The following is a 23,994-nucleotide window of genomic DNA, read 5'->3' as shown; positions in this document are numbered from 1 at the left end:
GCATGTGTGCCCGTAGAGGCGGCGTGCGCTGCCGATCTACAGTCGTGCTCAATGTGATCCTCGACCTGGTCGGCGGCGGTGTCCCGGCTCGGTTCGGCGCGAGGGAGGCCTCTCATGGCCAGTGCCTTTCAGGAGCGAAAGCTCAAGGGGATGTTCGCTGCCTTCGACGCGGACGGCGACGGATACCTGCGGGAGAAGGACTTCACGGCGCTCGTCGCCCGCTGGAGTCGGCTGCCGGGTGTGGAGCCCGGGACGGAGCTGCGCGCGCAGGTGGAAAATCTACTGATGGGCTGGTGGGCGACGCTGCTTGAGGTCGGCGACGCCGACGGTGACGGTGGCGTCGACATGGCCGAACTGCTCCGCCTCGTGGATACGCTGCCCGCCATGATCGCGGAGGTCACGGCGACCGCGGACACCCTCTTCGACGCGGTGGACGCGAACGGGGACGGGCGCATCTCCCGGGAAGAGCATCGTCGGCTGGTGGAGACCTGGAACGGGCAGGCCGTCGACATGGACGGCGTCTTCGAACAGCTCGACCTCGACGGTGACGGTCACCTCAGCCGTGAGGAATTCGCGCTGCTGTGGCGCCAGTTCTGGATCAGCGACGATCCGGCGGAGCCGGGGAACTGGCTCTGCGGCCGGATCCCCGCATAGAACGGCAACTCCTGTCGTCCGGGCGGAAGCTCATCGCCGACGACCGCTTCCAGAGAAGGTGTGTACGACAGCGCCTGAGGGGCCAGAGGCAGGCGGAAGGTCCTTCGGCACACGCCCGTCCCTCAGGCCCACCTGCGCCCGTCGCCGCGGTGGGGGCCGGATTCATGCGCCTGCCTCCACCACGGCGGCATCACGCTGTGGCGCGGCCTCGGCCTTCCTCCGACCCCGTATCCGTGCCCGCCGACCGTCAACGGATCGGCGGATCGGCGGATCAGCGGGTCGGCGGATCAGGCCGGTTCTACGGGAAGCCACAACTCGCAGGTCGCGGTGGTGAAGTCCTCCGCCCGCTCGAGCACGGCGACGATCGACGGCCCGGGCCGCAGGCGCCACGGATTGGAGGGGAACCATTCGGTGGCGGTCGCCGCCCACATGGTCTGCAGGGCCTGCGGATGCGGTCCGCTGGAACGGAAGACCGCCCACGCACCAGCCGGCACCTCGATGGCGTCGAGGTCGTCGGGCGTCGACGTGCCCGGGGAGACGGCGACCCCGTGCAGATAGGTCAGTTCGCTCCCCTCGACCCCGTCGGCGTCGACATCGTCGCAGATCTGCAGCAGACCGTGCGGCTCGGTGCTGCTGAGGTCCTTCAGCCGCCCGTGCTCCTGCGGCGGCAGCGCGGTGATGTGCCGCTGGATGTGCGGATTGATGCCCTCGTGGAAGAGCGGAACCCGGGCCGCATGTCCGATCAGGCGGAACGAGGGGCGGTTGACGAGGCGGATGTCCATGGGGGTGCTCCCTTCGACGGTCAGGCGGAACCTGAGCTGCGGTTGTGCGCGCAAAGGGCCCCCTGCCCGGCGGACCTCGCTGAGTCCTGCGCCGTGGACGGCGCGGAACGCCCGCCCGAACGCCTCGGTCGAGCCGTATCCGAACCGCACGGCGATGGTCAGCAGATCTTCCTCGCCCCGCACCACGTCGGCGGCGGCGACCGTCATACAGCGTCGGCGCACGTACTCCGACAGCGGCATGCCGGCCAGCGACGAGAACATGCGTCGCAGGTGGTGCTCGGTCGTGCCGAGGTCACCGGCCAGCGCTTGGAGATCAAGAGCCTCGGCGAGGTGCTCCTCGACGACAGCCACGAGCCGGTTCAGTGCAGAGATCATGGGGGCCTCCTTTCGCACTCGACTTTGCCTGGTACGAACCCCGCCGCTCCCGATCGTTGCGGTCCGATTCGATCATGTGCGCGGCGGCACCGCAGTGCCTGAGACCTCACGAGGGTGTACTGCAGCTGTCACCAGTGCCAGCGCAATGGGCGATCGCCGCGCGAGGTCGTTGGGTGACCAAGCCGGTGGCGAGCACCACGTAGGGGCATCCCAGCCCTGGTGAAGGACGCCGAGGAAGGCTGAGCAACTCTCCCACCGGAGTCCCTCACCCCCTACTGGGGTAGCACCTCCACATTGGCTCCTGGGTATGACGCCAAGCGCCCAGCCGTCCCCGCATTCTTCGCCTCGTCAGCACGACGCATCGCGAAAGGGCGGATCATGAGGCTACGCAAGGCCGAGCGGCACCACGCGGAGGAACGGCCGCAGACCCAGGGCGATCCGGGTCTCGCCGTCGAGCTGCGCGGCGTCCGGCGGCAGTACGGGCGCGGCGCGGGCGCCGTGCACGCCTTGGCGGGCGTCGACCTCGCCCTGGCGCGCGGCACGTTCACCGCGGTCATGGGCCCGTCCGGTTCCGGCAAGTCCACCTTTCTGCAGTGCGCGGCCGGCCTGGACCGGCCCACTTCCGGGTCGGTGTGGCTCGGCGGCACGGAGATCACGGGCATGAACGAGAACCAGCTCACCGAGCTGCGCCGCAGCCGCCTCGGATTCGTCTTCCAGGCATTCAACCTGCTGCCCTCACTGACCGTGGAGCAGAACGTTCTCCTGCCGATGCGCCTGGCCGGCCGGCGCCAGGACCGTCGTCGGGCGGCATCGGTGCTCACGCAGGTCGGGCTCGCCGACAAGGCGCGGCGCAGGCCCGGGGAGCTCTCCGGGGGCCAGCAGCAGCGGGTGGCCGTCGCCCGCGCGCTGGTGACCAGCCCCGACGTCGTGTTCGCCGACGAGCCCACGGGCGCCCTCGACACCGGCACGGCCGCCGAGGTCCTCGGCCTGCTCCGGCACGCGGTGGACAGTCTCGGCGGCACTGTCGTCATGGTCACCCACGACCCGGTAGCGGCTGCCTGGGCCGACCGCGTGCTGTTCCTCGCCGACGGCACCTTCGCCGACAGTCTGGAACGCGGCTCAGCAGAACAGATCGCACAGCGGATGGCGTTGCTCACCGCCCGTTCGGCCCGCACCGGCGCGCTGGCGGGTGCGGCAGCGTGATGACGCCCAATGGACTCGCCCGAGCGGCCGTCCGCTTCAAGCCCGCATCCTTCGCAGGAACCTTCGTGGCGCTGATGATGTCGGCACTGATCGTCACGGCCTGCGGCATCCTGCTCGAAACCAGCCTGCGCGCGTCGGTGCCGGCCGAGCGGTACGCGAAGGCGCCGGTGATCGCGGCGGCGGACCAGAACGAGTACGTCGTGACGGGCAGCGGCGAGGACCGCGAGGCGGAAGCGGTCCCGCTGCCCGACACCGCCCGGATCGAGGTCAAACTGGCCGCGAAGGCCTCCCATGCGCCGGGCGCGGCCGGTGCCGTCGCGGACTTCACCTTCCCGGTACGCGCCGGGGACAGCCCGCTCACCGCGCACGGCTGGGGCTCGCACGCGTTCACCGGCACCGAGATCACGTCGGGGAGCGCGCCCGGCCCCGGCGAGGTGGCACTCGACCATGCCTCCGCCACCGCTGCGAAGGCCACCGTCGGCGACACCGTCACGCTCCAGAGCGCCGCCGGCAAGCAGGACTTCCGCGTCTCGGGCATCGCCGCGGCCGGCCCCGAGGACACGACCGCGAAGGCGGGTCCCGGCGGTGCTCTCGCCTGGTTCGCGGACACCCAGGCCCCCACACTCGCCGGCCACCCCGGCAAAGCAGACGCCATCGCCGTGCTCGCCGAGCACGGCACCGATTCCCGGGCCCTCGCCGACTCCGTGACGAAGGCACTGGCCGGCTCCGGCGCCCAGGTGCACGCGGGCGACGCCCGGGGTGCGGTCGAGGACCCGGGACTCGGCTACGCCAAGGTGACGCTCTTTGGAATCGGCGGCTCCTTCGGCGCCATCGCCACCATCGTCGCGATCTTCACCGCAGCCGGGACCGTGGCCCTGTCCGTGTCCCAGCGCGCCCGGGAGTTCGCGCTGCTGCGCGCCATCGGCGCCACCCCTCGGCAGATCCGCCGCGCGGTCGCCTCCGAGGCCCTGCTCGTCGCACCGCTCGCCGGCATCGCCGGCTGTCTGCCCGGTATCGGGCTCGCCCACTGGTGGTTCGGGCAGTTGCAGGACCGGGGCGCCATTCCCGAATCGGTGCGGATGCACGTCTCCGGGATACCCCTTCTCGCCGCCGTCGTGATCGGACTGCTGACCGCGCTCGGCGCGGGCTGGATGGCCGGACGCCGGCCCGCGAAGATCAAACCGGGGCAGGCGCTCACCGAGGCGACGACGGAGCGGCTGCGGCCAGGTCTCATCCGTACCGTGCTGGGAATCGGTGCTGTCGTGGGAGGGGCGATCCTCACCGGCGTCGCGGCCCGTGCCACGGGAGACGACGCGGCCGGCGCCGCCCTCGGCGTCGTCCTGCTCTTCATGCTCGCCGTGGCGCTGCTCGGACCGCTCCTGGCCCGCCTGTGCGCGGGGCTCTTCGGTCTCCCGCTGCGCGGCGCGGGACCCGCCGCAGGGCTGGCGGCCGCCAACTCCCGTGTCAACGCCCGCCGTCTCGCCTCCGCGATCACCCCCATCGTCCTGGCCATGGCGTTCGCCTCGACGCTCGTCTTCATGCACACGAGCGAGAACCACGCCGCCGACAAGCAGGTGCGCGCGGGCATTACGGCAGACCACGTGGTGACGGACCCGGCCGGACTCCCGGTGGACGCGGCGGCGCAGGCCGCGCGCGCACCGGGCGTGGACACGGCCGTCGGTCTGCTGAACACGCAGGTGCTGGTCCCGGTGGGCTCCGGAGAGTTCAAGTCGTTGCAAGGCGCGGCGACGCAGGCAGTCACCGGCTCGGGAGCCGCACTCGCGAAGGTCCAGGACCTGGACATACGTGAAGGCAGCCTCGACCGACTCGGCACGGGCCGCATCGCCATCGACAAGACCCTCGCCACCTCGGCGAGCGCCAAGGTCGGCGACCGGCTCCCGCTCTACCTCCCCGACGGCACCAAAGCCGACCCCGAGATCGTCGCCGTCTACGGCCGGGGCCTCGGCCTGTCCACGGTGACCATGGACCGGGCGTCCCTGAACGGCCACGTCACCTCCGGCTTCGACAGCACGCTGCTGGTGCGCGGCGGCTCCGAGAAGTCGCTCACCGCCCTGGGTGAGGTCACCGACGCCTCCGGCTACGCCACCGAGCGGAACCTCGACGCGAAACTGGGCTCCTGGACCAACAACATGATGGCCGCGGTCCTCGGTGGCTTCGCCGCCATCGCCGCCGTCAACACCCTGATCATGACGGTCCTCGACCGCCGCACCGAGCTGGGCACACTGCGCCTGATCGGCTCCACCCGACGCCAGGTGCTGCAGATGCTCCGCTGGGAGGGCCTGCTGGTCTCCGCGGTCGGCATCATCCTCGGCTCCGCGATCGCCGCGGCCACGCTGATCCCGATGATGCGCGGCACGACCGGCGAGCTGCCCTACGTTCCCCCGCTGCTGTACGGATCCTTCGCAGCCGGGGCCGGCGGCCTGGCCCTGCTGGCGCTCGCGCTGCCCGCGCGAGCGACACTCCGCCGCTGGTCGTAGCCCTATGACGGGGGGCGGAAGCCCGCACGACGCCCGACCGGCTGACGGCTCCGCCCCCTCGTCGACCCCCATCACCGCACAAGAGGAGTACAAGCATGTCCTCGGCCGGCGAAACCGCTGTGGCACACCCCGCAAGCCTCACGCCAAGACCCTCCGCGCCGGGCACCGGCAACGAGTTCACCCCGCTGCCGCGCGCGGTCCGTGAGCAGGAGCTGCTGGCTCGGCGCCCCGGATGGTACGCGCGCACTCGACGTGGGACCACTACCCAACGGCGACTTCCGAGTGAGCGCCCAACTCCCCCTCATCGACGAGGACTTCACGTGACGACGCGTGTCATCGTCGTCGACGACCAGGCCATGGTGCGGGCCGGCTTCGCCGCACTACTGGCCTCCCAGGGCGACATCGACGATGGACGGCCTCAACGCGGCACGCCGTCTCCTCGCTCCCCGCTGCTGTCGGTAATCACTAGAAACAGCTCGCGGGCCCGCCTGCAGAACTGCTCGACCTCCCTGACATCCGGCTCGTGACCGTCCGCCAGCATCCGGGCCTGCAACTGCTCGGAGCGCAACCCGCCATAGCGCGCCCCCACCTCCGCCGTCACCGGTTGGACCGCGATGTGCAGATGCTTGCGCGCGTCACGGCCATGCGACCACATACACATATAGGTCTGCTCGGGCCGGCACAGTGTCTCCACGACACGAGCGGCATCGCGCAACAGGGGGCCCAGTTCCGCGACCGCAGTGTCGTCGAGCTCCGCGAGGGCCACGACATGCTCTCGAGGTCCAACGATCAAGGTGCCGAGATTCATCGGACCGACAACGTGGTTCACCACCCATGCAGCGGTTCCGTACAGAACGCCGCCCCGGCTCGCGGCGTGAATCCGACAACTCCTCATCCAGGCCCGCCAAGAGGCCCGGCGCACCCTGGTACCTGCGCCCGGTTGCGCCACAGCGAGTTCGGGCAAGCCGCACACAGACCCCGCCCCTGTGCGAACGCTTCGGGACCCCGCGTCGTGAACCGCAGAGGGGCCGACGACTCGGACTGGGCCGCGGCAGGAGGCGGCGGGGCAGGCCGATCGACAAGGTGCACCGCACTGTGACCGCAGGCCGGGGCCGACCCCCGGGCGTTGTCGTGTCACGCCCCCGGCCTGCACCAGCACCCTCAGGCAGCAGTGGGACCGTATCGCCACATCGGCGCCATTTGCGGAGTAGGCTTCAAATTGCGTGGTAAACAGAAGACTTCGGTGCCCCACCGGTCATCTTCTCGCGATCTCTGCCTCAGGGGCAGCGGAGGACATCCGATCCGCAGCGCCACCCGCTCTCCGTCCACGCAACGAAGCGGCCGCAGACCGTTCAGGCACGTCCCTCTCTTTTCGCCGGAGACGGCAGCACCCCGTTGTCCGAGCCATGGGACATCGGCCTTTTCACACTCGCGGCACACCTTGCACCCGCCCGTGAGGCCAGCGCCACCAACCACCGGAAGTAACCATGTTGAATCCCACCGCCACAGAAGTCCGCACCGCACTGGCCCTCTTCGCGGACACGGTCATCGCCGATTTACGCCACTCGACAGCAGACAGCCGCCGCAGACGTGCAGACTCCGCCCGCACGCTGTGCGCCCTCACAGGAACACGCGACCTGACCACCGCACTGTCCACCGCTGACGGATTCCTCCTCAAATCCCTCCACCTTGGCAAATTGAAGTAGGCAACACCCCGGGCGGTCCCCTCCACCGACATGGAGGCGTGGCGTTCCCACGCGCCTGCGCCGAGACGGGCACGAGGGGGAGACCGGCCCGGACCTCAGCGCCGTCCCCCCACGTCGAGCCGTCGCGCACGGCGCAGCGCCCGATGCATCTGCCACACGACGGACTCAGCCTTCGCCGCGGGGACCAGAGCCGCAGCCACTTCCCTCAGTTCCATGTCCAGTTGTCGCGACATGCCCACCAGGAGTTCCTCGGCATCATCGCGACTGCACGAGGCCAGGACCATCACCGCGCCGCAGGCCTGCTCGATCACCGCGCGTTGGGCCATCTCGCGCTGCAGCTGAGTGATTTCCTCACACAGTGCGACCTCCGCGTCCATGCCCCGCTGTTCCTCCGGCGGCGCGGTCATTCGACCCATGGCATGTACCTCTCCGCTGCGCGGTGCCCCGCCCGGCCACAACCGCACCGGAACGCCCGGCCGGGACATCCGCCGCATCCGTCTCAGTCGCGGTACTCGCGATCCCTGCGGTCCTGGCGGATCCAGCGCCCCCGACGCGGACGGCCGGAGCGACGATCCCAAAGATCCTCACGCTCACGGCGGTCCAGATACTCCCCGTACTCCCCGATGTCAGCGTCCCGCCGGCCGAAACCCCGACGACCGCTCCGGCCGTACCGCGTGCCCACGAACAACAGCACGGCTCCGAACACCCACCACAAAGGGTTGAGGAATCCGAGGCCGAACAGCACAACGAGAAGGATGAGCAGAAGGACGAACACGACGGGCCTCCGGTGGGGCATGGGCATCGCTGCCGGGGTCCGGGGCCTCTACGCACAGGGTAACCCCGCCCGTCGGCCAGGGATCCGCGCACGGTGATCCGGCACAACTCAGCGCGTTCGATGGCCACTTGGCACCTGTTCGGCGAAGGAGTCGGGGACTAGCGTGCAACGAGCCGCCCCGGCCCCCGGCAGCCCGAACAGCCAGCGCGCCCCGCCACGGGGCGCACCTGCGCATCGGATCCGGAACCCGCCACGCCACGAACGTGGCCATTCCCGTGCTCGCCCGCCGCGACGTGATCCCGCGCGCCCCCGGCACGAGCCCGATGCACTCCGAGCGGGCGCCCGTCCCTCGCCCGCCGCGACGCGCTCGTTCCACATCTGGCGGTGCTCATGTACGCACTGATCCTTACGGCAGCGACACCCTTCGTTCTGCTCGCCACCGTGATGGGCCTGTCCTGGTGGGAGGACCGCGTGCTGCCACCGGTCACGCCGCTCGAGGAGGTTCTGATCGAGGCCCAGGTCGCTCCGGTGGCCCCGCCCGTGCTTCCCCACCTCACCGGCGCCCATGAACCGTTGACACCGTAGGTCGTCCGGCGTTGACTGACAGCGCGGGTAGGGCTGTGCCGCTCCGGATCGTTCGGGCCGGGCATACCGCCGCTCCCGCTTCGCCCGGACCCCGCGGAAGGCAGCGACTCCCCCGCGGTCCGGAGGTCCGGGCATGCTCTTCTGGTTGCTTCTCCTCCTTGCTGATCCTTTTGGTGTTCGGGCTCGGCTTCACCGTGCAGATTCTCTGGTGGGTCGCAGCCGTTCTCCCCGTCGTCTGGATCGCCGGCTTCGCCCTGCGCAACCGCAGGGAAGGGCGCCGCAACGCTCACAGGAGCGGACGCCGTCACAGCCGCAGCAGCAGCCACGGATGATCCGCGCCGGACACGCTCACCCAGCCGCCCACAAGCAGAGGACCGACATGAGCTTCGGACAGACCATCAAGCACAAGACCCAAGCCATCACGGGCCGTGTCACCGAACGCATCGGCCGCAAGACCCGCAACCGCCGCATGCAGCGCCAAGGCGCGGGTGACCGTGTCACCGGAAACCTCAAGCAGTCCGGCGACAAGGCCAAGGACGCCTTCAAACGCTGACCACGAACGCAGCGGTGCCCACCTCACGTTGACGCCACCCGGCCGGTGTCAACGCGCGACCACCCACCAGGGATCGACCGGCATGAGGCGCAACTCCCCGCATGCCCGCGACAGGAGTCGGCAGCCATGCTCACCACCGTGATCAACGGTCCGCCCACTCCGACGACCAGCATCACCAGGTAAAGGAACGTGCCACGCCATGACGTACGACCAAGAACGTGCACGTCAACCGCAGAGCGGAATCCCGCACACCGCCGGAAAGCAGCCGCCGCGGGCTCCGTCGCCCAGCCTGCACGAACCGACCGTCAGCACCGTCGACGCCCACCGCATCACGGCACCGGAACTACTCCCGCAGGGCGACCACGACAAGCTCACCACGCGCCTCCAACAAGCCCTCAGCACCTTCGTCGAGAGCCCGCGCCAGGCAGTGGAACAAGCGGACACCGCGCTCGGTGAAGCCACCACCCAGCTGACCGAAGCCCTCACGGAACGGCGACGCATGCTGCGTACCGTCTGGCAGGGCAAGGACACCGAGGCCCAGACCGAGGAACTGCGCCTGGCCCTGCGCCAGTACCGCGAGACCGTCGAACGCATACTCAGCCTGTAGGCACCCGCGCCCAGCCGCCCGCGTTTCGGACGACCGGGCGGTGTGCCGTCCGTTCGTCGCCGGGGCGTCGCACCGTTCGCGCCGGTCCGGAATCAGTGATCGATTCGTTCCCTGTGCTGCGCCCGGAGTTCCTCGCGCAAGTGGCGGGCCGCAACACCGGCCTCCAGCCCGAAGAGTTCAGCGGCTTGCTGGTAGGTGTGGCCGCCCAGGAGTGTGACGCCCAAAAGCGCCTTCTTGGTGCCGCACGCCGGAGCTGGACACAACGTCTTCCCTTGCCCGTCTCCGTCGCCCCTCCCGCGGGCACGGGGCGCGGCATCGGCGAAGCCATGGCGCGGCCGCCGCCTTCGCACGGCTCGCGCGCGGATCGCGTCCCAGAGCTCCACGACGAGTCGCCGCCGCTGTTCGCGCGGACCGGCATCGCCGTCTCCCACGAGCGCCCCGCGCGACATGGCCTCGACGAACGTCTCCTGAGCAGCGTTGTTGTCCTCGCACAGCAGACACGCGAGGGTGTACAGCTCTGCCGCGTGCCGGTCATACAGTGCACCGAGGGCATCGGCTGATGCGCTGTCCCGGCTCTGATCGGGCAAGGTGTGTTCGTCAACGCCGTGGTGAGACCTGCGAGCCGAGCTGTGGGCCCCGTGCAGAATCGGTTTCATGATCTATACCGCCTGTGGCCGACTGACATGGTCAACGGCCAGGGCTGGGGCCCGCGCACCAATGCTAGTACTCGCATGCGTCATCCGCGAGAACGCCGGCGCCGTGCGGCCGGATGACGAATTCCGCTGGCATGACGTGTGGTATTCGCTCAGGGGGTTACTCCGGCGGCACGGCGTGGTCAGCAGTGAATCCCCCCGGGGGTCTGCCTCGTCGAGGCTCTCCTGGTTCAGGCTGTAGCCAGGAGAGCCGCCCTCATGAAGGGCCCGCCGCACGGCACCGTCGGATGAGATCGGTCGTGGAGACACCGGCCGTGTACCGCACGAGGCGCAACCTTCCCGCATCGGCGACCGGGCCGAAGGCCTCTTCGAGTGCCTCCGCCGAGAGGTCGTCCCCGTGCACGACCACGTCGATGCCGTGCAGGTCCAGGAACCCGTTCGTGACACGGTAGGGCGCGTTCGGGAGCACCGTGTCGACGTACCGGCACGCCTCGATCACAGCGACCCGCTCCGCCAGCGTCATGATGGGCCTGCGCTTGTACGTGGCCACGACCTCGTCCGAGAGCACTCCGACGATCAGCCGCTCCCCGAAGTCCCGCGCGGCCCTGAGCAGGGCGACGTGCCCCGGGTGGAACAGGTCCCCGACCATGTCGACGTATACGTTCCCGCGCTCAGCCACGCCTGTTGCCTCCCGACGGTTCCGAGCGGGCCAACACCGTGCTGGCCGCCGCACTCTGTCAACTGTCCGCCGGTCGAGGGCCGAACCGGTCGAGGACCGCAGCAGATCAAGAAGGGTCACTCACGCCCCTGGTACGAGCCTTCGACCGGGAGTGGTTTACCCAGGGGCAGCGCGGACACCCGGCTCCCTCGAACGAACGGTCGTCGGCATCCGCCCGGACCCCAGCGGCAGGCCGACACGTCGATCCCGCGGTCCCGAAGTCGACGCGGTCGCTCGCGACTCGCGCGTCGGCACCGTGGTCCTCAACGTCGGCCTCGTCGACATCAGGGTCGTCGCCTGCAGTTCGTGCAGGCCCGCGCCGCGCGAGCGGTCGGGCCCGCGCCATGACGGACCCGGCGCCCTCATGTACAGGGCCACCAGGGCGGCCCAGCCCCGCCACCCGGTCTCCCGGCTGTCCCCCGGACAGCTCTTCACCTCATCCCAGAACGGATCAAGGTAAATGAACCGAGTGATAATGGGCCTCGCCCTGGGCGGAGGCTACGTCCTTGGCCGGATGAAGAAGGCCAAATTCGCCTTCGCCGTCGGAACGTTGGTGGCGGGCAAGCGAATGAAGCTCGACCCCCAGGCCCTCACCGAGCTAGTGTCCAAGCAGTTGGAGAGCAATCCCCAGTTCAAGGCGCTGGGAGAGCAACTCCGCGAGAACGTCCGCGGCGTCGGTAAGGCAGCGACGGCCTCTCTGGTCACCCGCCGCTTGGAGAGTGTGGCGGAACGGCTGCACGACCGCACTCTCGGCGTGCAGGACCGGCTCTCCGAGGTCGGGGACGTCGCCCCCGAGGCGACCGCCCCGGTGAAGGATGCGGCGACGCGCGTCACCGGGAGGCGGGGCAAGCAGACCGCGGACGAGTCGGCCGAGACGGACGAGACGGACGAGACGACCGAGACGGCCGGGCCTGACAAGGCCTCCGAGAAGACACCGAAGACGCAGGAGTCCTCGAAGGAGGAGGACGGCGCGCCCGACGAGCACCGCAACGGCAAGCAACAGCGTCCCGCCGCGAAGTCCCGGCCCCGTCGCGGCGAGGAGACGCCCTCCACACCACGCGGCAGCGCTCGCCGGACCGTGTCGTCCCGCACGCAGGGAGGTCGGCACAATGGCTGATGCCAAGAACCCGCTGGGGGCGATCGCCACCGGTCCGGCCGTCGACCGCCTGAAGGCAGAGGCCCAGGCCTATCTGATGGCGCAGGTCATGCGTCTCGTGTCCGGTGCGGGCCAGAAGCTCGACGGAGCCACCGGAAAGCTCACCGACATGGCTGAGGGCCAGGGGCCCGGCCTGATGAAGATGGCCCTGTCCGGCGGCAAGAAGCTCGCCGAGGGCAAGGGTCCTCTGCGTACCGCGATGGAGGTCGGAGCCGGCGGAATCAAGGACAAGGTGACAGGCATGTTCAAGGGCCTCGGCGGCAAACGCAAGAAGGGCGGCGCCGGCCAGAAGCCCACCGTCATCCTGGAGTACGTCGACGTGGGCGTGCCGCTGCGGCAGGCATACGACCAGTGGACGCAGTACCAGGAGTTCTCCCAGTTCGCCACGGGCGTCAAGGGCGCCACCGTCGCCGACGACACCACCTCCGACTGGAAGCTGAAGGTGTTCTGGTCCAACCGGAGTTGGAAGGCCCACACCACCGAGCAGGTCCCCGACCAGCGCATCACTTGGACGTCGGAGGGTGCCAAGGGATCCACCAAGGGCGTCGTCACCTTCCACGAGCTGGGCGAGAACCTCACGCGCATCGTGCTGGTCATCGAGTACTACCCGAAGGGGCTGTTCGAGAAGACCGGCAACATCTGGCGCGCGCAGGGGCGTCGTACCCGGCTGGACCTCAAGCACTACGCCCGCCACATCACGATCAAGGGCGAGGCGGAGGACGGTTGGCGCGGCGAGATCCGCGACGGCGAGGTGGTGGTCAGTCATGAGGACGCGCTGGAACAGGAGGAGCAGGAGCGCGAGGAGTTGGAGGCAGCAGAGGGCGGCGACGGCGACGAGGACCTCGATGCCGAAGAGTCCAAGAGTCAACAGGACGAGTACGAGGCCGAGTTCGACGACGAGGCCGACGCGGACGCGGAAGAGCGCAACGCCGCGCACGACGAGGAGCAGGGCGGTTCGGAGCACGCACAGGACGAACGGGAGCCCGAGGGTGAGAATGAGGACGGCCATGCCCTAGCAGGCGACGGGCGCCGGCGGTAGACGCACCGCTCCCCCTTCGCAGGGAGGTCCGCCCGGGCATGGACGCGCCCGGGCGGACCGGTGCGAGTGGAGAGGCGGCGGCGAGGAGCCGTTACGCGTCGCCGGTGGGGCCCTCGGTGGCCTGGGTGATGACGCCGGCCACCGTGGCGGGTCGGGAGACGTAGACGGAGTGGCTTCCGGGGGTTTCGGAGACGATGGCTCCGGTGCGCTCGGCCATGGCGCGCTGGGCGGGCGGCGGGATCATGCGGTCGTCGGTGGCTACCAGGTACCAGGCGGGCTTGGTCCGCCACGCGGGCTCGGAGACCGCCCCGCCGAGTGCGTCGACGCCCCAGGGCACCTGGGAGTCGGCCATGAACGCGGCCTGGGCTGCGGGCAGATCGGCGGCGAAGGAGTCCGCGAACTTGTCGCGGTCCAGGAACAGGAATCCGTTCTGCGGGGGCAGGATCGGCGGCACCGGCGCGCCGGGCGGCGGGTCCGCGATCAGGGTGTTGACCGACTCGCCCTTGTCCGGGGCGAACGCGGCGACGTAGACGAGGGCGGCGACGTTCGGGTGGTTGCCGGCCTCGGTGATGACGGCACCGCCGTAGGAGTGCCCGACCAGGACGGCCGGTCCGTCGAGCCCGTCGAGGATCTGGTGGGTGGCGGCGACGTCGCCGGCCAGTGACAGGGTCGGGTTCTGCACGATGTGCACCCGGTAGCCGTTCTCGGTCAGTTCCTTGTGGAGGCCCTGCCAACCCGAGCCGTCCACGAACCCGCCGTGCACCAGCACGATGTTCCGGATCGTCGCCATGATCACTCCTGCCGGAGAGGGACAGGCCCGGCGCCTGTCCGATGCCGCACAGTCAAGTCGTGGGGCGGGCGGTGGACCATGCGGAACAGTACGCAGAAATTCTGCGCACATCGGCGTCGGCGGCATCCGTCCGACGGCCTGCCACGACCGCGCACGGACCGCGGCTGCCTCACTGCTCTCTCGTGTACGGCAGTCCTCGGACGGCGCCCGTCGCGGCAGTTGCTTGTCAGCCGGTGTGCCGCGGGACGCGCTGTGGCACTGTCACTTGCGACGTGTACGTCCTGGACCCTGGGGGTTGCGATGAGGTCGGCACTCTTCTTGGCCCCCTTCGACGAGCTCGCGGATCCACGGCTCGTCGCGGACCTGGCGGTCGAGGCGGAGGACGCGGGGTGGGACGGCTTCTTCCTCTGGGATCACGTGTCGTGGCGGCCACCGGTCCGGGAGTTGGCCGACCCGTGGGTGTCCTTGGCCGCGACGGCCGCCACGAGCCGGATCCGGCTCGGGCCGATGGTGACGCCGCTGGCCCGCAGGCGTCCGGTGAAGGTGGCTCGTGAGACGGCCACGCTCGACCGGTTGTCGGACGGGCGCCTCACGCTCGGCGTCGGTCTGGGAGACGACCGGTTCGGTGAGGAATGGTCGCGCACGGGCGAGCAGCTCGATGCGAAGGAGCGCGCGCACATGCTCGACGAGTCGCTCGACGTGCTCAGGCAGGCGTGGAGCGGCGAGCCGGTGCATCTGATCGGGACACATGTCGTGGTCGACGGCGTCCGGTTCCTGCCGCGTCCCGTCCAGCGTCCCGGTGTGCCGGTCTGGGTGGCGGGTTTCCCGGGCAAGGCGGCGCCGCTGCGGCGGGCGGCGCGGCACGACGGCTTCGTTCCGGTCAATCTGCAGCATCCCGATCAACTCGCCCGGATCGCCGCGTCGTTGCGGGAGTTGCGCGGTGACGAGGCGGGGGACATCGCGGCGGTCCTCCCGCGCGACATCGACCCGGCGCCGTACGAGACGGCGGGTGCGACGTGGTGGCTGGTCGAGCTCGGCCCGGGCACGACGCCCGACGGTGTTCGCGAGGTCATCCACCGCTCGTTCTGACGACGCCAACGGCACGTGGAGCGTCCGTGCCGTCAGCTCGCCGGGTCCTCGATGCCGGGCGGGCCCACGGCACACTGCTCGGGCCGGCCCACGCCGTGGCGAGCGCACCGCAGAACGTCTATGTGCGATGCGCGAGCTGCCACCGCACCCCGTCGATGATGGTCTGCAGTCCATCGCGGAAGCGGGCGTCGAAATCCACGTCCGCGTACAGCGATCCGACGGCGGCGGCCATCTCGGCGAGCTCCGGGTCCTCCTGGGCCTGCGGAAGAACCTTCGTACCTTCGGTGGACATGCCGTGGTAGGCCTGCTCCTCCACCGTGAAGCCCAGAACGAAGTAGAAGACGGAGAAGAGTTTGCTCAGGGCCTCGTTCGGTGACAGGCCCGCGTCGACGAAGGCTCGGCGATAGAGGTTCCCCGCGCGCAGGGTGTTGCTCCGGCTCACGTGCGTACCGGCCACGAGCCGGGCGCCGTCACGGCGGGACAGGAGCGCCGCTCGGATCCTCTCGGACAGGTCCATGACGCGCCGGTCCCAGGCCGCCGACGGAGCGTCTTCGGTGACGTCCGCCATCAGGAGTTCGGCCAGCTCGCTGAGCAGAGCGTTCTTGTCGGCGAAATGCCAGTACAGGGCTCCCGGAGCGACCGTCAGGGACGCGGCCAGGCGACGCATCGTGAGTCCGTTCAGCCCCTCGGCATCCAAGAGCGAGAAGGCTTCTCGCGTGATGTCCGAGCGTTTCAAACCCATCTCCCGCGCTCCACTCCCGTTCGCGGTCCGGACGGCCCGCCGGAGAACTCCGGCGATGCCTTCCTGACGGCACTCCGCGTGATGTTAGCCAATCGCCGACACCCACGGCGGCCCGCCCACCGCAGCGGGGAACGGGCTCCTCCGGATCCGGGCCGACGCCTGGCATGGCGTCACGCCGCACCTCAGTGACGGGCCGGAAGAAGACGGGCGTCGGAGTAGTCCGGCAGCCGGAACCCGTTGGACACACGGAGCTGCGGACGCACCAGGAGCGGCCTCATCCGGCTCGGCAGATATCCGAAGAGCTGCACGAGCCGGGTCCGTGCGGCTACACCGAAGGGCGTCGCCGGCGTCATCATCCTCGCCCCCTCGTTCCGACCCAGTTCCTGCACGGTGGTGATCCACGGCCGGAGCACCCGTTCGTAGGAGGCCAGACCGGCGGCCACGTCACCGCCGCACCGGGCCAGCTCGCCCGCCAGGACGTAGGCGCCGACCAGGGAGATGGTGGCGCCGTGCCCGGAGAGCGGCGAGGCACAGTACGCGGCATCGCCCACGAGGCCGACCCGCCCCTTCGACCAGGAGCCGAGCACGACCTGGGAGAAGGAGTCGAAGTAGAAGTCCGGCGTCTCATCGATGTGCCGGGCGATGCGGGAAGCCTCCCAGCCCATGTCGGCGATGCGCGAGCGCACGATGTTCTTCGTCAGTTCCGTGTCGCGGTAGTCGTAGTCCAGGGGGCTCTCGTTGAAGGTGAAGGCAGCGAGGGCTCGCGTGTTGCCCTCGGCCGAACGCACCACGAGGGAGCGGCCCGGTTCGCCGTAGAGGTGGGCGACGTCGTGCAGTTGGAGGTCGTTGGGAACGGTCCACCATGCGATGTACGAGCCCAGGTGGCGCAGGAACGCCCGCTCGGGACCGAACAGCTTCTTCCGCGTGGCCGAGTGCAGTCCGTCCGCGCCGATGACGGCATCGAACGTGCGCGGTTCAGCGTGGTCGAACTGGACGCGGACGCCTTCGTCGCTGTCGTCCAGGACGGCGATGCGGTCGCCGAAGAGGTACTCGACATCGTCCGCGGTCGCTCGGTAGATGACCTTCGAGAGTGACCCGCGGCCGATCTCGATCTCGGCGATGGGTCCGTCACCGTGGAACCCCTCGACCGGGATGAAGGCCTGGGCCGCGTTGCGGTCGTCCACGAGGCGGAGGCCGTCGGTCGGGGTGCGGGCCGCACGCATCTCCTCCAGCAGGCCCATGCGCCGCGCCACCTCGCGGCCCACGCCGCGCACGTCGATGATCTGGCCTCCCGTGCGCAGTTCGGGGGCCTGCTCGACGACGGTGACGTGGGCGCCGTAGCGACTCAGCCAGTAGGCGAGTGCGGGCCCGGCGACGCTCGCCCCGGAGATCAGCACAGAGGTTCCGCGCAGCGATTCCTTCGGCATGACAAAGGCTCCCAAAGTACTTGAACGGCGTTCATTGAACAGCGTTTAAGTTAGGGCGCCCTTAGTTTGATCGTCAAGCGCATCGGCCGGTTGACTTTTGGTCGCTGACCAAGTTCACTGAAGATGAAGTTGGTCAGTGACCAAGGCGTGATTCGCTCGCCGAGACGCCGCCCTCCGGCAGGACCACGGCGCGCACGCAGCGCTCCAGGCACACCTCCGCACGGCATGGCGCCTTCCGACACCGCGATGCGCTGTCGGCAGCCAACTCCCCTTCCCTACAAGGCAATTGCCGTCCCCTGTCCGGCTCTCGCCCTCACCCAGGAGCAAAACATGACTGCGAAAACATGGTTCATCACCGGCGCGTCCAAGGGGTTCGGCCGGCAGTGGACGCAGGCCGCGCTGGAACGCGGGGATCGCGTCGCCGCCACGAGCCGGACCACCGGCGTCCTCGACGACCTGAGCAAGGAACACGGCGACCGGCTGCTGCCCATCCAGCTGGACGTCACCGACCGCCCGGCGGTCGACGCCGCCGTGCAGCTGGCCGTCGCACACTTCGGGCGCCTCGACGTCGTGGTCAACAACGCGGGTTACGGCCTGTTCGGCATGGTCGAGGAGACCAGCGAGGAACAGGCGCGCACGCAGCTCGACGTCAATCTGCTCGGTCCGCTCCGGGTCACCCAGGCGACGCTGCCACACCTGCGCGCCCAGGGCAGCGGGCACATCATCCAGGTCTCGTCCGTCGCCGGCGTCTTCTCGCTGCCCGGCCTCGGCCTCTACCACGCCTCCAAGTTCGGACTGGAGGGGTTCACGGCGAGCCTGGCCAAGGAGGTGAAGGACTTCGGCATCAACGTCACCCTGGTCGAACCCGCCGGCTACGCCACCGAATGGACCGGCCCGTCCGCCGTGCACGCCGAGCGGCTGCCCGCTTACGACGCCTTCCGCGCCGCCATGCAGCGTCCGGCAGGAGTCCGGGGCGAACCGGCGGCCACCCGCGCCGCGATCCTCGCCGTGGTCGACGCCGAACAGCCGCCCCTGCGGGTCTTCTTCGGCAAGGGCCCCCTCGACCTGATGCGCACCGAGTACGCGTCCCGCATCGAGGAGTGGGAGCGCTGGGACGACGTGTCGCAAGCCGCCTTCGGCGCCTGACCACGACCGCGGAACCGGCCGATAACCAGGGCCGTGACCAGCCCACTTGTACCATGACCGGGAAAACACCAGTGGGCGACGGGGCAAGGAACGGGGCACGGGGATGCGCTGGACGCTGGACGACGTGATCGAAGCGGCGTTCGCCACGCTCGAGGCCGAAGGGCTCGACAAACTGTCGCTGCGCGGCGTCGCCCGCACCCTCGGCTCCCACCTCAACTCGGTGAGCTGGTACGTGAAGACGAAACAGACGCTCATCGAGACCCTGGCGGACCACATCATCGGGTCCGTCGACGTCACCCACCTGCCGGACCAACCGCTGGACCGCGTCCGGACGGTAGCCGTCCGCTACCGCGACGCCCTGCTCGCACACCGCGACGGCGGCCGCCTGGTGGCCGGCACCTTCACCGGCACGGGCAGGACGCTACGGGTCGCCGACACCATCGTCGGGGCCCTGTTGGACGCCGGGTTCGACCGGGCGGGCGCCGCGCGCCTGTGCTGGGCGATCGTCTACTTCACGCTCGGTCTGACCCAGGAGCAGCAGACGCCGGCCGCTGACCCCCGGGGTTCGTTCGGCGAACTCGTTGCGAGCGGCGCGTACCCGGCCCTCGCCCGCGTCGGCGAGGAGCTCATGGTCGCCGACTCCTTCGACGACCGCTTCCACTACGGCCTGGAGCGGATGCTGCACTCCCCCGCGTGACCACCCGCGCCGCCCCCACGAGCCCGCCCCGCACACATGCCATCAAGTCGCCCGACCACGCCCATCGATCCTAAGTGGATAGAGTTATCCAGTTCCTGTTACGGTGACATCAGTGGACCCGCGTGGTCCGCATCGAGAGGAGTGACGATGTCGCGCAGGATCTGGCTCCCGCTGGGGGCGGTCGTTCTGGTGGTGAACGCGGTGCAGTGGGTGACCGCCGAAGCGATCACGGCGGCGGCTTGGACACACCCGCCCTACAGCTACGCGACCAACTACATCAGCGACCTCGGCGTACCCGACTGCGGTGCCCAGTTCCAGGGCCGCGATCTCTGCTCACCGATGCACCCCCTCATGAACACCTCCTTCGCCCTCGAAGGCATCCTGTTCGCGACCGCGGTGGTCCTCCTCGCCCGGCTCACCGCCGGACGGACACGACGCGTCATCACCGCCCTCGCGCTCGCACACGGCGTGGGCATGGTGATGGTCGGCCTGTTCCACGGCTCGGCAGAAGGCCCCGACTACTCCCTCGCCCTGCACATGACCGGTGCCGGGATCGGCATCCTGTGCGCGAACACGATCGCCATCGTCGCGGGATCCCTACGCAGCCTCCGACTCCCCCGCGCCTACCGGGTGTTCAGCATCGCCGTCGGCGGGCTCGGCCTGCTCAGCGAGGTGTTCGTGGGCGCCTCGGAGAACACGGCCGGCGTCTTCGAGCGCGGCGGCGTCTACTCATGGCTCCTGTGGAGCGTCGTCACCGGCACTCTGCTCCTGGCACGGCATCTGCGCCGCCCGGCCATGGTGGAGAATGTCCCGGCGTGAGCCCCGACCCGAACCCCCCGCTGCGCGCCGACGCCGAACGCAACCGCCGACTGATCCTGCACACGGCCGATCGCATGCTCGCCCAACGGGGGGCGGCCGTCACCCTCAACGAGATCGCGCACGAAGCGGGCGTCGGGGTCGCCACCGTCTACCGGCGCTTCCCCGACCTCCAGGTCCTCATCGACACGCTGTTCACCGAGCGGTTCACCCACTTCGTCCAGCTCGCGACCGAGGCCGCGTGGCAGCCGGAGCCGGGCCGGGCCCTGTGCCACTACCTGCTCGAAGCCGCGCAGTGGCGGGCCCGGGACCAGGCGCTGGAGGTCATCCTCGCCCACGCCAGCCTCAAGACGGAAGCGGTCACCCGGGCCCGCGACGAGCTCGGCCGGCTGGTGGACTCCATGGTCGAACGCGCAGTGGCCGCACAGGCGGTCCGCGCCGACTTCGCGTCCGCGGACGTGTACCACTTCTTGTACATGGTGGGCGCGGTGGCCGACCGCACCCATGGTGTCTCTCCCGACGCCTGGCGCCGCTACGCGGAGATCCTGCTGACCGGATTCGGCCTGGAACCGGCGACGGACGCGCGCACGCCCGCGATGACCGACGCGCAACTGCGCCGGTCCTGGCCCACACCCGCCCCGCCCACGGACTGACCCGGCGCCCGCTCCCCTGCCACCTCTCCACACCGGGCCACCGCCAGGACCCTCGATCGCCGACATCATCCGGTCCATCGCGGGCGAGCTGCGGCGCGCACGAAGAGCCCGGTGCGGATCGATCTCCGTCACCTTCTCCTTCTCCTTCTCCTCTCCGGATGCGGGTGCGGGTGCCTGCTGGATCGCAGCGGAAAGCGTTGCTGCAGATACCACCGGTCGGCTTCCTGTCGCCCTTCCCTGCGAGTGCAGCCCGCAACACCGCGCTTCTTGGCTAAGAATGATCTCGGAGCGCCTCCGCTCCACCGAACAGAGAGGTCCTCGTCGTGAGCGGTGCGCACTGGTCCTGTTCCGGCTGCGGCGGCGCCTTGTACGTCCTCAGTGACACCCGCGGCCCAGGTGCCGCCATACGGTTCTGGGAAGTCGACCACCAGGCGACCGTCTCCGCCTGTCCCCTGGCGCACCTGTTGCCGTTGAGGGGAACCGCAACGGCCCTGCTGGCGCTGACGGGCATCAACCAGATCCTCGGCCGCCCCTGACGCACCCGCACACTGCACACGCTGCCTCGCATACAGCCCCCGCCCGTACGCGGCGAGCAGTGTCCCGAGGCAGCGCCCACGGAGCCGGAGGAAGCGACCGACTCCAGGACCACCCCAGGATCCAGGAACCGGGAACCGGGAACCGGCGCTTTGAAAAGCCAGCGCCCCGACGGGCCTCGTGCCACACGCACATCAAGTCGCTTGAGACACCCTCTGCGCCTTGGTCGGTGCGGCCGACCTCGCGGCCCGCTCTATCTTCGCGCAGTGGGCGGCTCGGGCTTGTACGTCGATCTGCTTCTCGATCTCGGCGCGCATCCCGGTCCGGCCGTCGAGGCCCTCGCGCAGGATGTCGGCGTGCCCGGCATGCCGGATGGATTCGCCAAGGACGTGGACCAGGATGGCGAACAGGTTCGTATTGGGGGAGGCCTCCGGCCACCACGGCACGTGACCGGGGGCGTCTAGGGGCAGCGCGTCGATCGTCGCGTCCGCGTGCCCCCACGTGCGCCGGCAGAACCCGATGACCTGCTCGCGCGTCTCGTCCTCGGTCGCCCACAGATCACTGCCGTCGGAGTCCTGCCATGGGCCCAGCGGCTCCGGGGAAGGGCGGCCGAAGACCTCGCCGAAGTACCGGGCCTCGACGGTGGCCACGTGCTTGACCAGGCCGAGGAGGTTGGTCCCCGTTGCCGTCAGAGGTCGGCGGGCGTCGTATTCGGACAGGCCGTCGAGCTTCCAGAGCAGTGCCTTGCGGTCCCGCCGCAGTCTCCCGTGCAGGTGGTCCTTCGCGAATTCATCGATCATGCAGCGTGAGCCTGCCATGTGCCGCCTCGCGGTCTCAAGATCCCGAACGGGGTCCGCAGGACAGGACTCGAATGACAGCTCGCCCAACGGGGTCAGGCGACCGCGGCGCGCCGCGCCGCGGAACAGGGGGGTGGCGAACCTGGCGCACGGTGGCGTTTCGCTGTCAGGCCATGCCTCTCGCGGCACGGACGTCGTTGGCCTTCACATGCACGACGACCACGGCAGCACGAGCGCGAACATCGCGCAGTTGTCCGACGCCTACTGGCTCAGCACGCCGCCCCTCGTACGCACACATCAGCCCTGTGCACACTGCACCCCCGCCCTACCCGGCCCCGAGGCCCGTCCTCGACGCACGCTGTGCCGGCACGCGCACCCGGTGATGACGGCCGTCTCCGTGCTGACAGTGGCCACTTCCGTCATCGCCACCACGCGATAGACACCGCGCCGATCCACCGGGTACGAATGCTGCCGCGCAAGTGACGGACTCTGCCAGCTCAGCCAGGCGACCCAGCGGGCCCTGGCCCGAGCCCAAGGCGACGGCTCATGAAGCTGCGGCGATCGGAGCACGCGGACACCTCCCACAAGAGCCCGACGCGCCCAACCAGCTTCCCCGCAAGGCGCGTTGGAGGGCACGCTCTCGTCACAGCGAACGCGGGTCTCGCCCGTCCGGTCGGGCACGGGCCAGGTGACCCAGGGACGAGAAGGGGCGCGCGGTGCGTCCTCACGCACCGCGCGCCCCTGAGCGAACGGGACTCCCTCACCTACCGGGCAGGCGGCTCAGCTGAGCGTCTTGAGCGCCGCGGCGTCGTACGGCTTCAGCTCGTCGAAGCGGTCGGCGAGTACCTTGGCCGCCCACTCCGGGTCCTGGAGCAGCGCGCGGCCGACCGCGACCATGTCGAACTCCTCGTCCTCCAGGCGGTCGAGAAGGTTGTCGATGTTCTTGACCGCCGAGCCCTCGCCCTGGAAGGCCTTCACGAAGTCGCCGTCGAGGCCGACCGAGCCGACGCTGATGACCTGCTTGCCGGTGAGCTTCTTCGTCCAGCCGGCCAGGTTGAGGTCCGAGTCCTCGAACTCCGGCAGCCAGTAGCGGCGGGTGGACGCGTGGAACACGTCGACGCCGGCCGCGGCGAGCGGACTCAGGATGGCCTCCAGCTCCTCCGGGGTCTCGGCGAGCCGTGCGGTGTAGTCCTGCTGCTTCCACTGCGAGTAGCGGAACAGGATCGGGAAGTCCGGCGAGACCTTCTCACGGACCGCCGCGACGATCTCCGCGGCGAACTTCGTGCGCGCCACCGGGTCACCGCCGTAGGCGTCGGTGCGCCGGTTCGTGCCGTCCCACAGGAACTGGTCGAGGAGGTAACCGTGCGCCCCGTGCAGCTCCACGCCGTCGAAACCTATGCGCTCGGCGTCCGCGGCAGCCTGTGCGAACGCGCCGACGACCTCGTCCAGGTCCCGCTGCGTCATGGCCTTGCCGGTGGGCTCGGCACCGGCGGTGACCAGTCCGGAGGGGCCGACGGCGGGAGCCTCGGGATAGGGGGCCTCGCCCTGCTGGCGCACCATGCCGATGTGCCACAGCTGCGGAACGATGGTGCCGCCGGCCGCGTGCACGTCTTCGGCGACCTTGGCCCAGCCGGCCAGCTGCTCCTCACCGTGGAACCGCGGGACGCGGTCGCTCTGCCCGGCCGAGTCGTGACCGACGTACGTCCCCTCGGTGACGATCAGGCCCACTCCGGCGGCGGCGCGGCGCGCGTAGTACGAGCGCACGTCCTCGCCGGGAATGCCGCCCGGCGAGAACATGCGCGTCATCGGCGCCATCACGATCCGGTTCGGGACGGTCAGGCCGCCCAGCGCGATCGGGCGGGACAAGAGGCGGGCCGCGCGGGAGGCGGACGTCGTGACGGTCACATGGACTCCTCGGAGAATGTGGGGCTAACCGCTGGTATGTGTGCATGCATTGTTACAGCCTCTGAAGTAACTGCATGAAGGGGGACCTTGTTCC

The 23,994-nt window shown here is 69.8% G+C and carries 27 protein-coding genes and 1 pseudogene; 17 read left to right on the top strand and 11 right to left on the bottom strand.

Features of this window, described 5'->3' with window-relative positions; translation table 11 throughout:
• Positions 1 to 114: 114 nt before the first annotated feature.
• The gene (locus tag G3I40_RS28515; protein WP_164305298.1) at positions 115 to 654 is read left to right on the top strand and encodes an EF-hand domain-containing protein; all 540 of its coding nucleotides are present in this window, start codon (positions 115 to 117) and stop codon (positions 652 to 654) included.
• 287 nt (positions 655 to 941) lie between these two features.
• Here G3I40_RS28515 and G3I40_RS28510 read toward each other — a convergent pair whose 3' ends face one another.
• Positions 942 to 1,811 (bottom strand): AraC family transcriptional regulator, encoded by an 870-nt coding sequence (locus tag G3I40_RS28510; protein ID WP_164305296.1) that lies wholly within the window; start codon positions 1,809 to 1,811, stop codon positions 942 to 944.
• A 378-nt stretch (positions 1,812 to 2,189) separates the two neighbouring features.
• Here G3I40_RS28510 and G3I40_RS28505 point away from each other — a divergent pair, with 378 nt between their 5' ends.
• The 3 genes and pseudogenes from G3I40_RS28505 to G3I40_RS28495 all read left to right on the top strand — a co-directional run.
• A complete protein-coding gene (locus G3I40_RS28505) occupies positions 2,190 to 3,014 on the top strand; it encodes an ABC transporter ATP-binding protein (protein WP_164305294.1) in 825 nt (274 codons plus the stop codon).
• On the top strand, positions 3,014 to 5,512 hold the full coding sequence (locus tag G3I40_RS28500; RefSeq protein ID WP_164305325.1) for an ABC transporter permease: 2,499 nt from the start codon (positions 3,014 to 3,016) through the stop codon (positions 5,510 to 5,512). The genes G3I40_RS28505 and G3I40_RS28500 overlap by 1 nt, the downstream gene beginning before the upstream one ends.
• Positions 5,513 to 5,832: 320 nt before the next feature.
• Positions 5,833 to 5,919, top strand: a pseudogene (locus G3I40_RS28495) (DNA-binding response regulator); the annotation flags it as partial.
• Between the two features lie 11 nt (positions 5,920 to 5,930).
• Here G3I40_RS28495 and G3I40_RS28490 read toward each other — a convergent pair.
• The 3 genes from G3I40_RS28490 to G3I40_RS28475 form a co-directional block, all read right to left on the bottom strand.
• A complete protein-coding gene (locus G3I40_RS28490; RefSeq protein ID WP_239091995.1) occupies positions 5,931 to 6,320 on the bottom strand; it encodes a hypothetical protein in 390 nt (129 codons plus the stop codon).
• 993 nt (positions 6,321 to 7,313) lie between these two features.
• Positions 7,314 to 7,595 (bottom strand): ANTAR domain-containing protein, encoded by a 282-nt coding sequence (locus G3I40_RS28480; RefSeq protein ID WP_164305290.1) that lies wholly within the window; start codon positions 7,593 to 7,595, stop codon positions 7,314 to 7,316.
• A 122-nt stretch (positions 7,596 to 7,717) separates the two neighbouring features.
• A complete protein-coding gene (locus tag G3I40_RS28475; protein WP_164305288.1) occupies positions 7,718 to 7,993 on the bottom strand; it encodes a hypothetical protein in 276 nt (91 codons plus the stop codon).
• A 390-nt stretch (positions 7,994 to 8,383) separates the two neighbouring features.
• Here G3I40_RS28475 and G3I40_RS28470 point away from each other — a divergent pair, with 390 nt between their 5' ends.
• The 4 genes from G3I40_RS28470 (at position 8,384) to G3I40_RS28460 (ending at position 9,738) form a co-directional block, all read left to right on the top strand.
• Complete coding sequence (locus G3I40_RS28470; protein WP_164305223.1) at positions 8,384 to 8,578, top strand: hypothetical protein; 195 nt, start codon at positions 8,384 to 8,386, stop codon at positions 8,576 to 8,578.
• A gap of 158 nt (positions 8,579 to 8,736) precedes the next feature.
• Positions 8,737 to 8,910, top strand: coding sequence for a hydrophobic protein (locus G3I40_RS47420; RefSeq protein ID WP_239091987.1), 174 nt, complete (start codon positions 8,737 to 8,739; stop codon positions 8,908 to 8,910).
• Positions 8,911 to 8,957: 47 nt separating this feature from the next.
• Positions 8,958 to 9,131: a CsbD family protein gene (locus tag G3I40_RS28465; protein WP_164305287.1), complete on the top strand. Its 174-nt coding sequence runs from the start codon at positions 8,958 to 8,960 to the stop codon at positions 9,129 to 9,131.
• A gap of 199 nt (positions 9,132 to 9,330) precedes the next feature.
• The gene (locus G3I40_RS28460) at positions 9,331 to 9,738 is read left to right on the top strand and encodes a hypothetical protein (RefSeq protein ID WP_164305285.1); all 408 of its coding nucleotides are present in this window, start codon (positions 9,331 to 9,333) and stop codon (positions 9,736 to 9,738) included.
• Between the two features lie 92 nt (positions 9,739 to 9,830).
• On the opposite strand, the gene G3I40_RS28455 is transcribed toward G3I40_RS28460, so the two are convergent.
• Together G3I40_RS28455 and G3I40_RS28450 are read right to left on the bottom strand one after the other, a co-directional pair.
• On the bottom strand, positions 9,831 to 10,394 hold the full coding sequence (locus tag G3I40_RS28455) for a hypothetical protein (protein WP_164305283.1): 564 nt from the start codon (positions 10,392 to 10,394) through the stop codon (positions 9,831 to 9,833).
• 253 nt (positions 10,395 to 10,647) lie between these two features.
• A complete protein-coding gene (locus G3I40_RS28450; protein WP_164305281.1) occupies positions 10,648 to 11,070 on the bottom strand; it encodes an adenylyltransferase/cytidyltransferase family protein in 423 nt (140 codons plus the stop codon).
• Between the two features lie 499 nt (positions 11,071 to 11,569).
• On the opposite strand from G3I40_RS28450, the gene G3I40_RS28445 reads away from it, so the two are divergent.
• Entirely contained in the window at positions 11,570 to 12,226 is a 657-nt protein-coding gene (locus G3I40_RS28445) for a DNA primase (RefSeq protein ID WP_164305279.1), read from the top strand.
• A complete protein-coding gene (locus G3I40_RS28440) occupies positions 12,219 to 13,304 on the top strand; it encodes an SRPBCC family protein (protein WP_164305277.1) in 1,086 nt (361 codons plus the stop codon). The genes G3I40_RS28445 and G3I40_RS28440 overlap by 8 nt, the downstream gene beginning before the upstream one ends.
• Before the next feature lie 91 nt (positions 13,305 to 13,395).
• Here G3I40_RS28440 and G3I40_RS28435 read toward each other — a convergent pair whose 3' ends face one another.
• Positions 13,396 to 14,094: an alpha/beta hydrolase gene (locus G3I40_RS28435; protein WP_164305275.1), complete on the bottom strand. Its 699-nt coding sequence runs from the start codon at positions 14,092 to 14,094 to the stop codon at positions 13,396 to 13,398.
• 300 nt (positions 14,095 to 14,394) lie between these two features.
• Here G3I40_RS28435 and G3I40_RS28430 point away from each other — a divergent pair, with 300 nt between their 5' ends.
• The gene (locus G3I40_RS28430) at positions 14,395 to 15,183 is read left to right on the top strand and encodes an LLM class flavin-dependent oxidoreductase (protein WP_239091986.1); all 789 of its coding nucleotides are present in this window, start codon (positions 14,395 to 14,397) and stop codon (positions 15,181 to 15,183) included.
• A 118-nt stretch (positions 15,184 to 15,301) separates the two neighbouring features.
• Here the strand turns inward: G3I40_RS28430 and G3I40_RS28425 are convergent, their stop codons facing one another.
• Positions 15,302 to 15,925 (bottom strand): TetR/AcrR family transcriptional regulator C-terminal domain-containing protein, encoded by a 624-nt coding sequence (locus tag G3I40_RS28425; RefSeq protein ID WP_164305271.1) that lies wholly within the window; start codon positions 15,923 to 15,925, stop codon positions 15,302 to 15,304.
• 182 nt (positions 15,926 to 16,107) lie between these two features.
• A complete protein-coding gene (locus G3I40_RS28420) occupies positions 16,108 to 17,352 on the bottom strand; it encodes an FAD-dependent monooxygenase (protein WP_164305270.1) in 1,245 nt (414 codons plus the stop codon).
• 330 nt (positions 17,353 to 17,682) lie between these two features.
• Between G3I40_RS28420 and G3I40_RS28415 the strand changes: the two genes are divergently transcribed.
• The 5 genes from G3I40_RS28415 to G3I40_RS28395 all read left to right on the top strand — a co-directional run bounded on the left by G3I40_RS28415 (position 17,683) and on the right by G3I40_RS28395 (position 21,200).
• Entirely contained in the window at positions 17,683 to 18,498 is an 816-nt protein-coding gene (locus G3I40_RS28415) for an SDR family NAD(P)-dependent oxidoreductase (RefSeq protein WP_164305268.1), read from the top strand.
• A 103-nt stretch (positions 18,499 to 18,601) separates the two neighbouring features.
• On the top strand, positions 18,602 to 19,195 hold the full coding sequence (locus G3I40_RS28410; protein ID WP_164305266.1) for a TetR/AcrR family transcriptional regulator C-terminal domain-containing protein: 594 nt from the start codon (positions 18,602 to 18,604) through the stop codon (positions 19,193 to 19,195).
• A gap of 147 nt (positions 19,196 to 19,342) precedes the next feature.
• On the top strand, positions 19,343 to 20,014 hold the full coding sequence (locus G3I40_RS28405) for a DUF998 domain-containing protein (protein ID WP_164305264.1): 672 nt from the start codon (positions 19,343 to 19,345) through the stop codon (positions 20,012 to 20,014).
• On the top strand, positions 20,011 to 20,664 hold the full coding sequence (locus G3I40_RS28400; RefSeq protein WP_343245042.1) for a helix-turn-helix domain-containing protein: 654 nt from the start codon (positions 20,011 to 20,013) through the stop codon (positions 20,662 to 20,664). The genes G3I40_RS28405 and G3I40_RS28400 overlap by 4 nt, the downstream gene beginning before the upstream one ends.
• A gap of 323 nt (positions 20,665 to 20,987) precedes the next feature.
• Positions 20,988 to 21,200: a hypothetical protein gene (locus tag G3I40_RS28395; protein WP_164305262.1), complete on the top strand. Its 213-nt coding sequence runs from the start codon at positions 20,988 to 20,990 to the stop codon at positions 21,198 to 21,200.
• 192 nt (positions 21,201 to 21,392) lie between these two features.
• On the opposite strand, the gene G3I40_RS28390 is transcribed toward G3I40_RS28395, so the two are convergent.
• Positions 21,393 to 21,998, bottom strand: a complete 606-nt coding sequence (locus tag G3I40_RS28390; protein WP_164305261.1) for a DinB family protein — start codon at positions 21,996 to 21,998, stop codon at positions 21,393 to 21,395.
• A gap of 205 nt (positions 21,999 to 22,203) precedes the next feature.
• On the opposite strand from G3I40_RS28390, the gene G3I40_RS28385 reads away from it, so the two are divergent.
• Positions 22,204 to 22,434, top strand: coding sequence for a hypothetical protein (locus tag G3I40_RS28385; RefSeq protein ID WP_164305259.1), 231 nt, complete (start codon positions 22,204 to 22,206; stop codon positions 22,432 to 22,434).
• 341 nt (positions 22,435 to 22,775) lie between these two features.
• Here G3I40_RS28385 and G3I40_RS28380 read toward each other — a convergent pair whose 3' ends face one another.
• Positions 22,776 to 23,900, bottom strand: coding sequence for an NADH:flavin oxidoreductase (locus G3I40_RS28380; RefSeq protein WP_164305258.1), 1,125 nt, complete (start codon positions 23,898 to 23,900; stop codon positions 22,776 to 22,778).
• Between the last annotated feature and the right edge of the window lie 94 nt (positions 23,901 to 23,994).

This window comes from Streptomyces sp. SID14478 (assembly GCF_010548525.1).
Lineage (GTDB): Bacteria > Actinomycetota > Actinomycetes > Streptomycetales > Streptomycetaceae > Streptomyces.
This window is presented reverse-complemented; position numbering and strand designations above follow the sequence as displayed.

Coding starts and splice junctions, on each gene's coding strand:
- G3I40_RS28405 (WP_164305264.1), top strand. CDS start 19,343: ATGTCGCGCAGGATCTGGCTCCCGCTGGGGGCGGTCGTTCTGGTGGTG.
- G3I40_RS28505 (WP_164305294.1), top strand. CDS start 2,190: ATGAGGCTACGCAAGGCCGAGCGGCACCACGCGGAGGAACGGCCGCAG.
- G3I40_RS28490 (WP_239091995.1), bottom strand. CDS start 6,320: ATGAATCTCGGCACCTTGATCGTTGGACCTCGAGAGCATGTCGTGGCC.
- G3I40_RS28415 (WP_164305268.1), top strand. CDS start 17,683: ATGACTGCGAAAACATGGTTCATCACCGGCGCGTCCAAGGGGTTCGGC.
- G3I40_RS28455 (WP_164305283.1), bottom strand. CDS start 10,394: ATGAAACCGATTCTGCACGGGGCCCACAGCTCGGCTCGCAGGTCTCAC.
- G3I40_RS28440 (WP_164305277.1), top strand. CDS start 12,219: ATGGCTGATGCCAAGAACCCGCTGGGGGCGATCGCCACCGGTCCGGCC.
- G3I40_RS28470 (WP_164305223.1), top strand. CDS start 8,384: ATGTACGCACTGATCCTTACGGCAGCGACACCCTTCGTTCTGCTCGCC.
- G3I40_RS28390 (WP_164305261.1), bottom strand. CDS start 21,998: ATGATCGATGAATTCGCGAAGGACCACCTGCACGGGAGACTGCGGCGG.
- G3I40_RS28480 (WP_164305290.1), bottom strand. CDS start 7,595: ATGGACGCGGAGGTCGCACTGTGTGAGGAAATCACTCAGCTGCAGCGC.
- G3I40_RS28510 (WP_164305296.1), bottom strand. CDS start 1,811: ATGATCTCTGCACTGAACCGGCTCGTGGCTGTCGTCGAGGAGCACCTC.
- G3I40_RS28515 (WP_164305298.1), top strand. CDS start 115: ATGGCCAGTGCCTTTCAGGAGCGAAAGCTCAAGGGGATGTTCGCTGCC.
- G3I40_RS28430 (WP_239091986.1), top strand. CDS start 14,395: ATGAGGTCGGCACTCTTCTTGGCCCCCTTCGACGAGCTCGCGGATCCA.
- G3I40_RS28465 (WP_164305287.1), top strand. CDS start 8,958: ATGAGCTTCGGACAGACCATCAAGCACAAGACCCAAGCCATCACGGGC.
- G3I40_RS28435 (WP_164305275.1), bottom strand. CDS start 14,094: ATGGCGACGATCCGGAACATCGTGCTGGTGCACGGCGGGTTCGTGGAC.
- G3I40_RS28460 (WP_164305285.1), top strand. CDS start 9,331: ATGACGTACGACCAAGAACGTGCACGTCAACCGCAGAGCGGAATCCCG.
- G3I40_RS28445 (WP_164305279.1), top strand. CDS start 11,570: ATGAACCGAGTGATAATGGGCCTCGCCCTGGGCGGAGGCTACGTCCTT.
- G3I40_RS28410 (WP_164305266.1), top strand. CDS start 18,602: ATGCGCTGGACGCTGGACGACGTGATCGAAGCGGCGTTCGCCACGCTC.
- G3I40_RS28500 (WP_164305325.1), top strand. CDS start 3,014: ATGACGCCCAATGGACTCGCCCGAGCGGCCGTCCGCTTCAAGCCCGCA.
- G3I40_RS28425 (WP_164305271.1), bottom strand. CDS start 15,925: ATGGGTTTGAAACGCTCGGACATCACGCGAGAAGCCTTCTCGCTCTTG.
- G3I40_RS28385 (WP_164305259.1), top strand. CDS start 22,204: ATGCACGACGACCACGGCAGCACGAGCGCGAACATCGCGCAGTTGTCC.
- G3I40_RS28420 (WP_164305270.1), bottom strand. CDS start 17,352: ATGCCGAAGGAATCGCTGCGCGGAACCTCTGTGCTGATCTCCGGGGCG.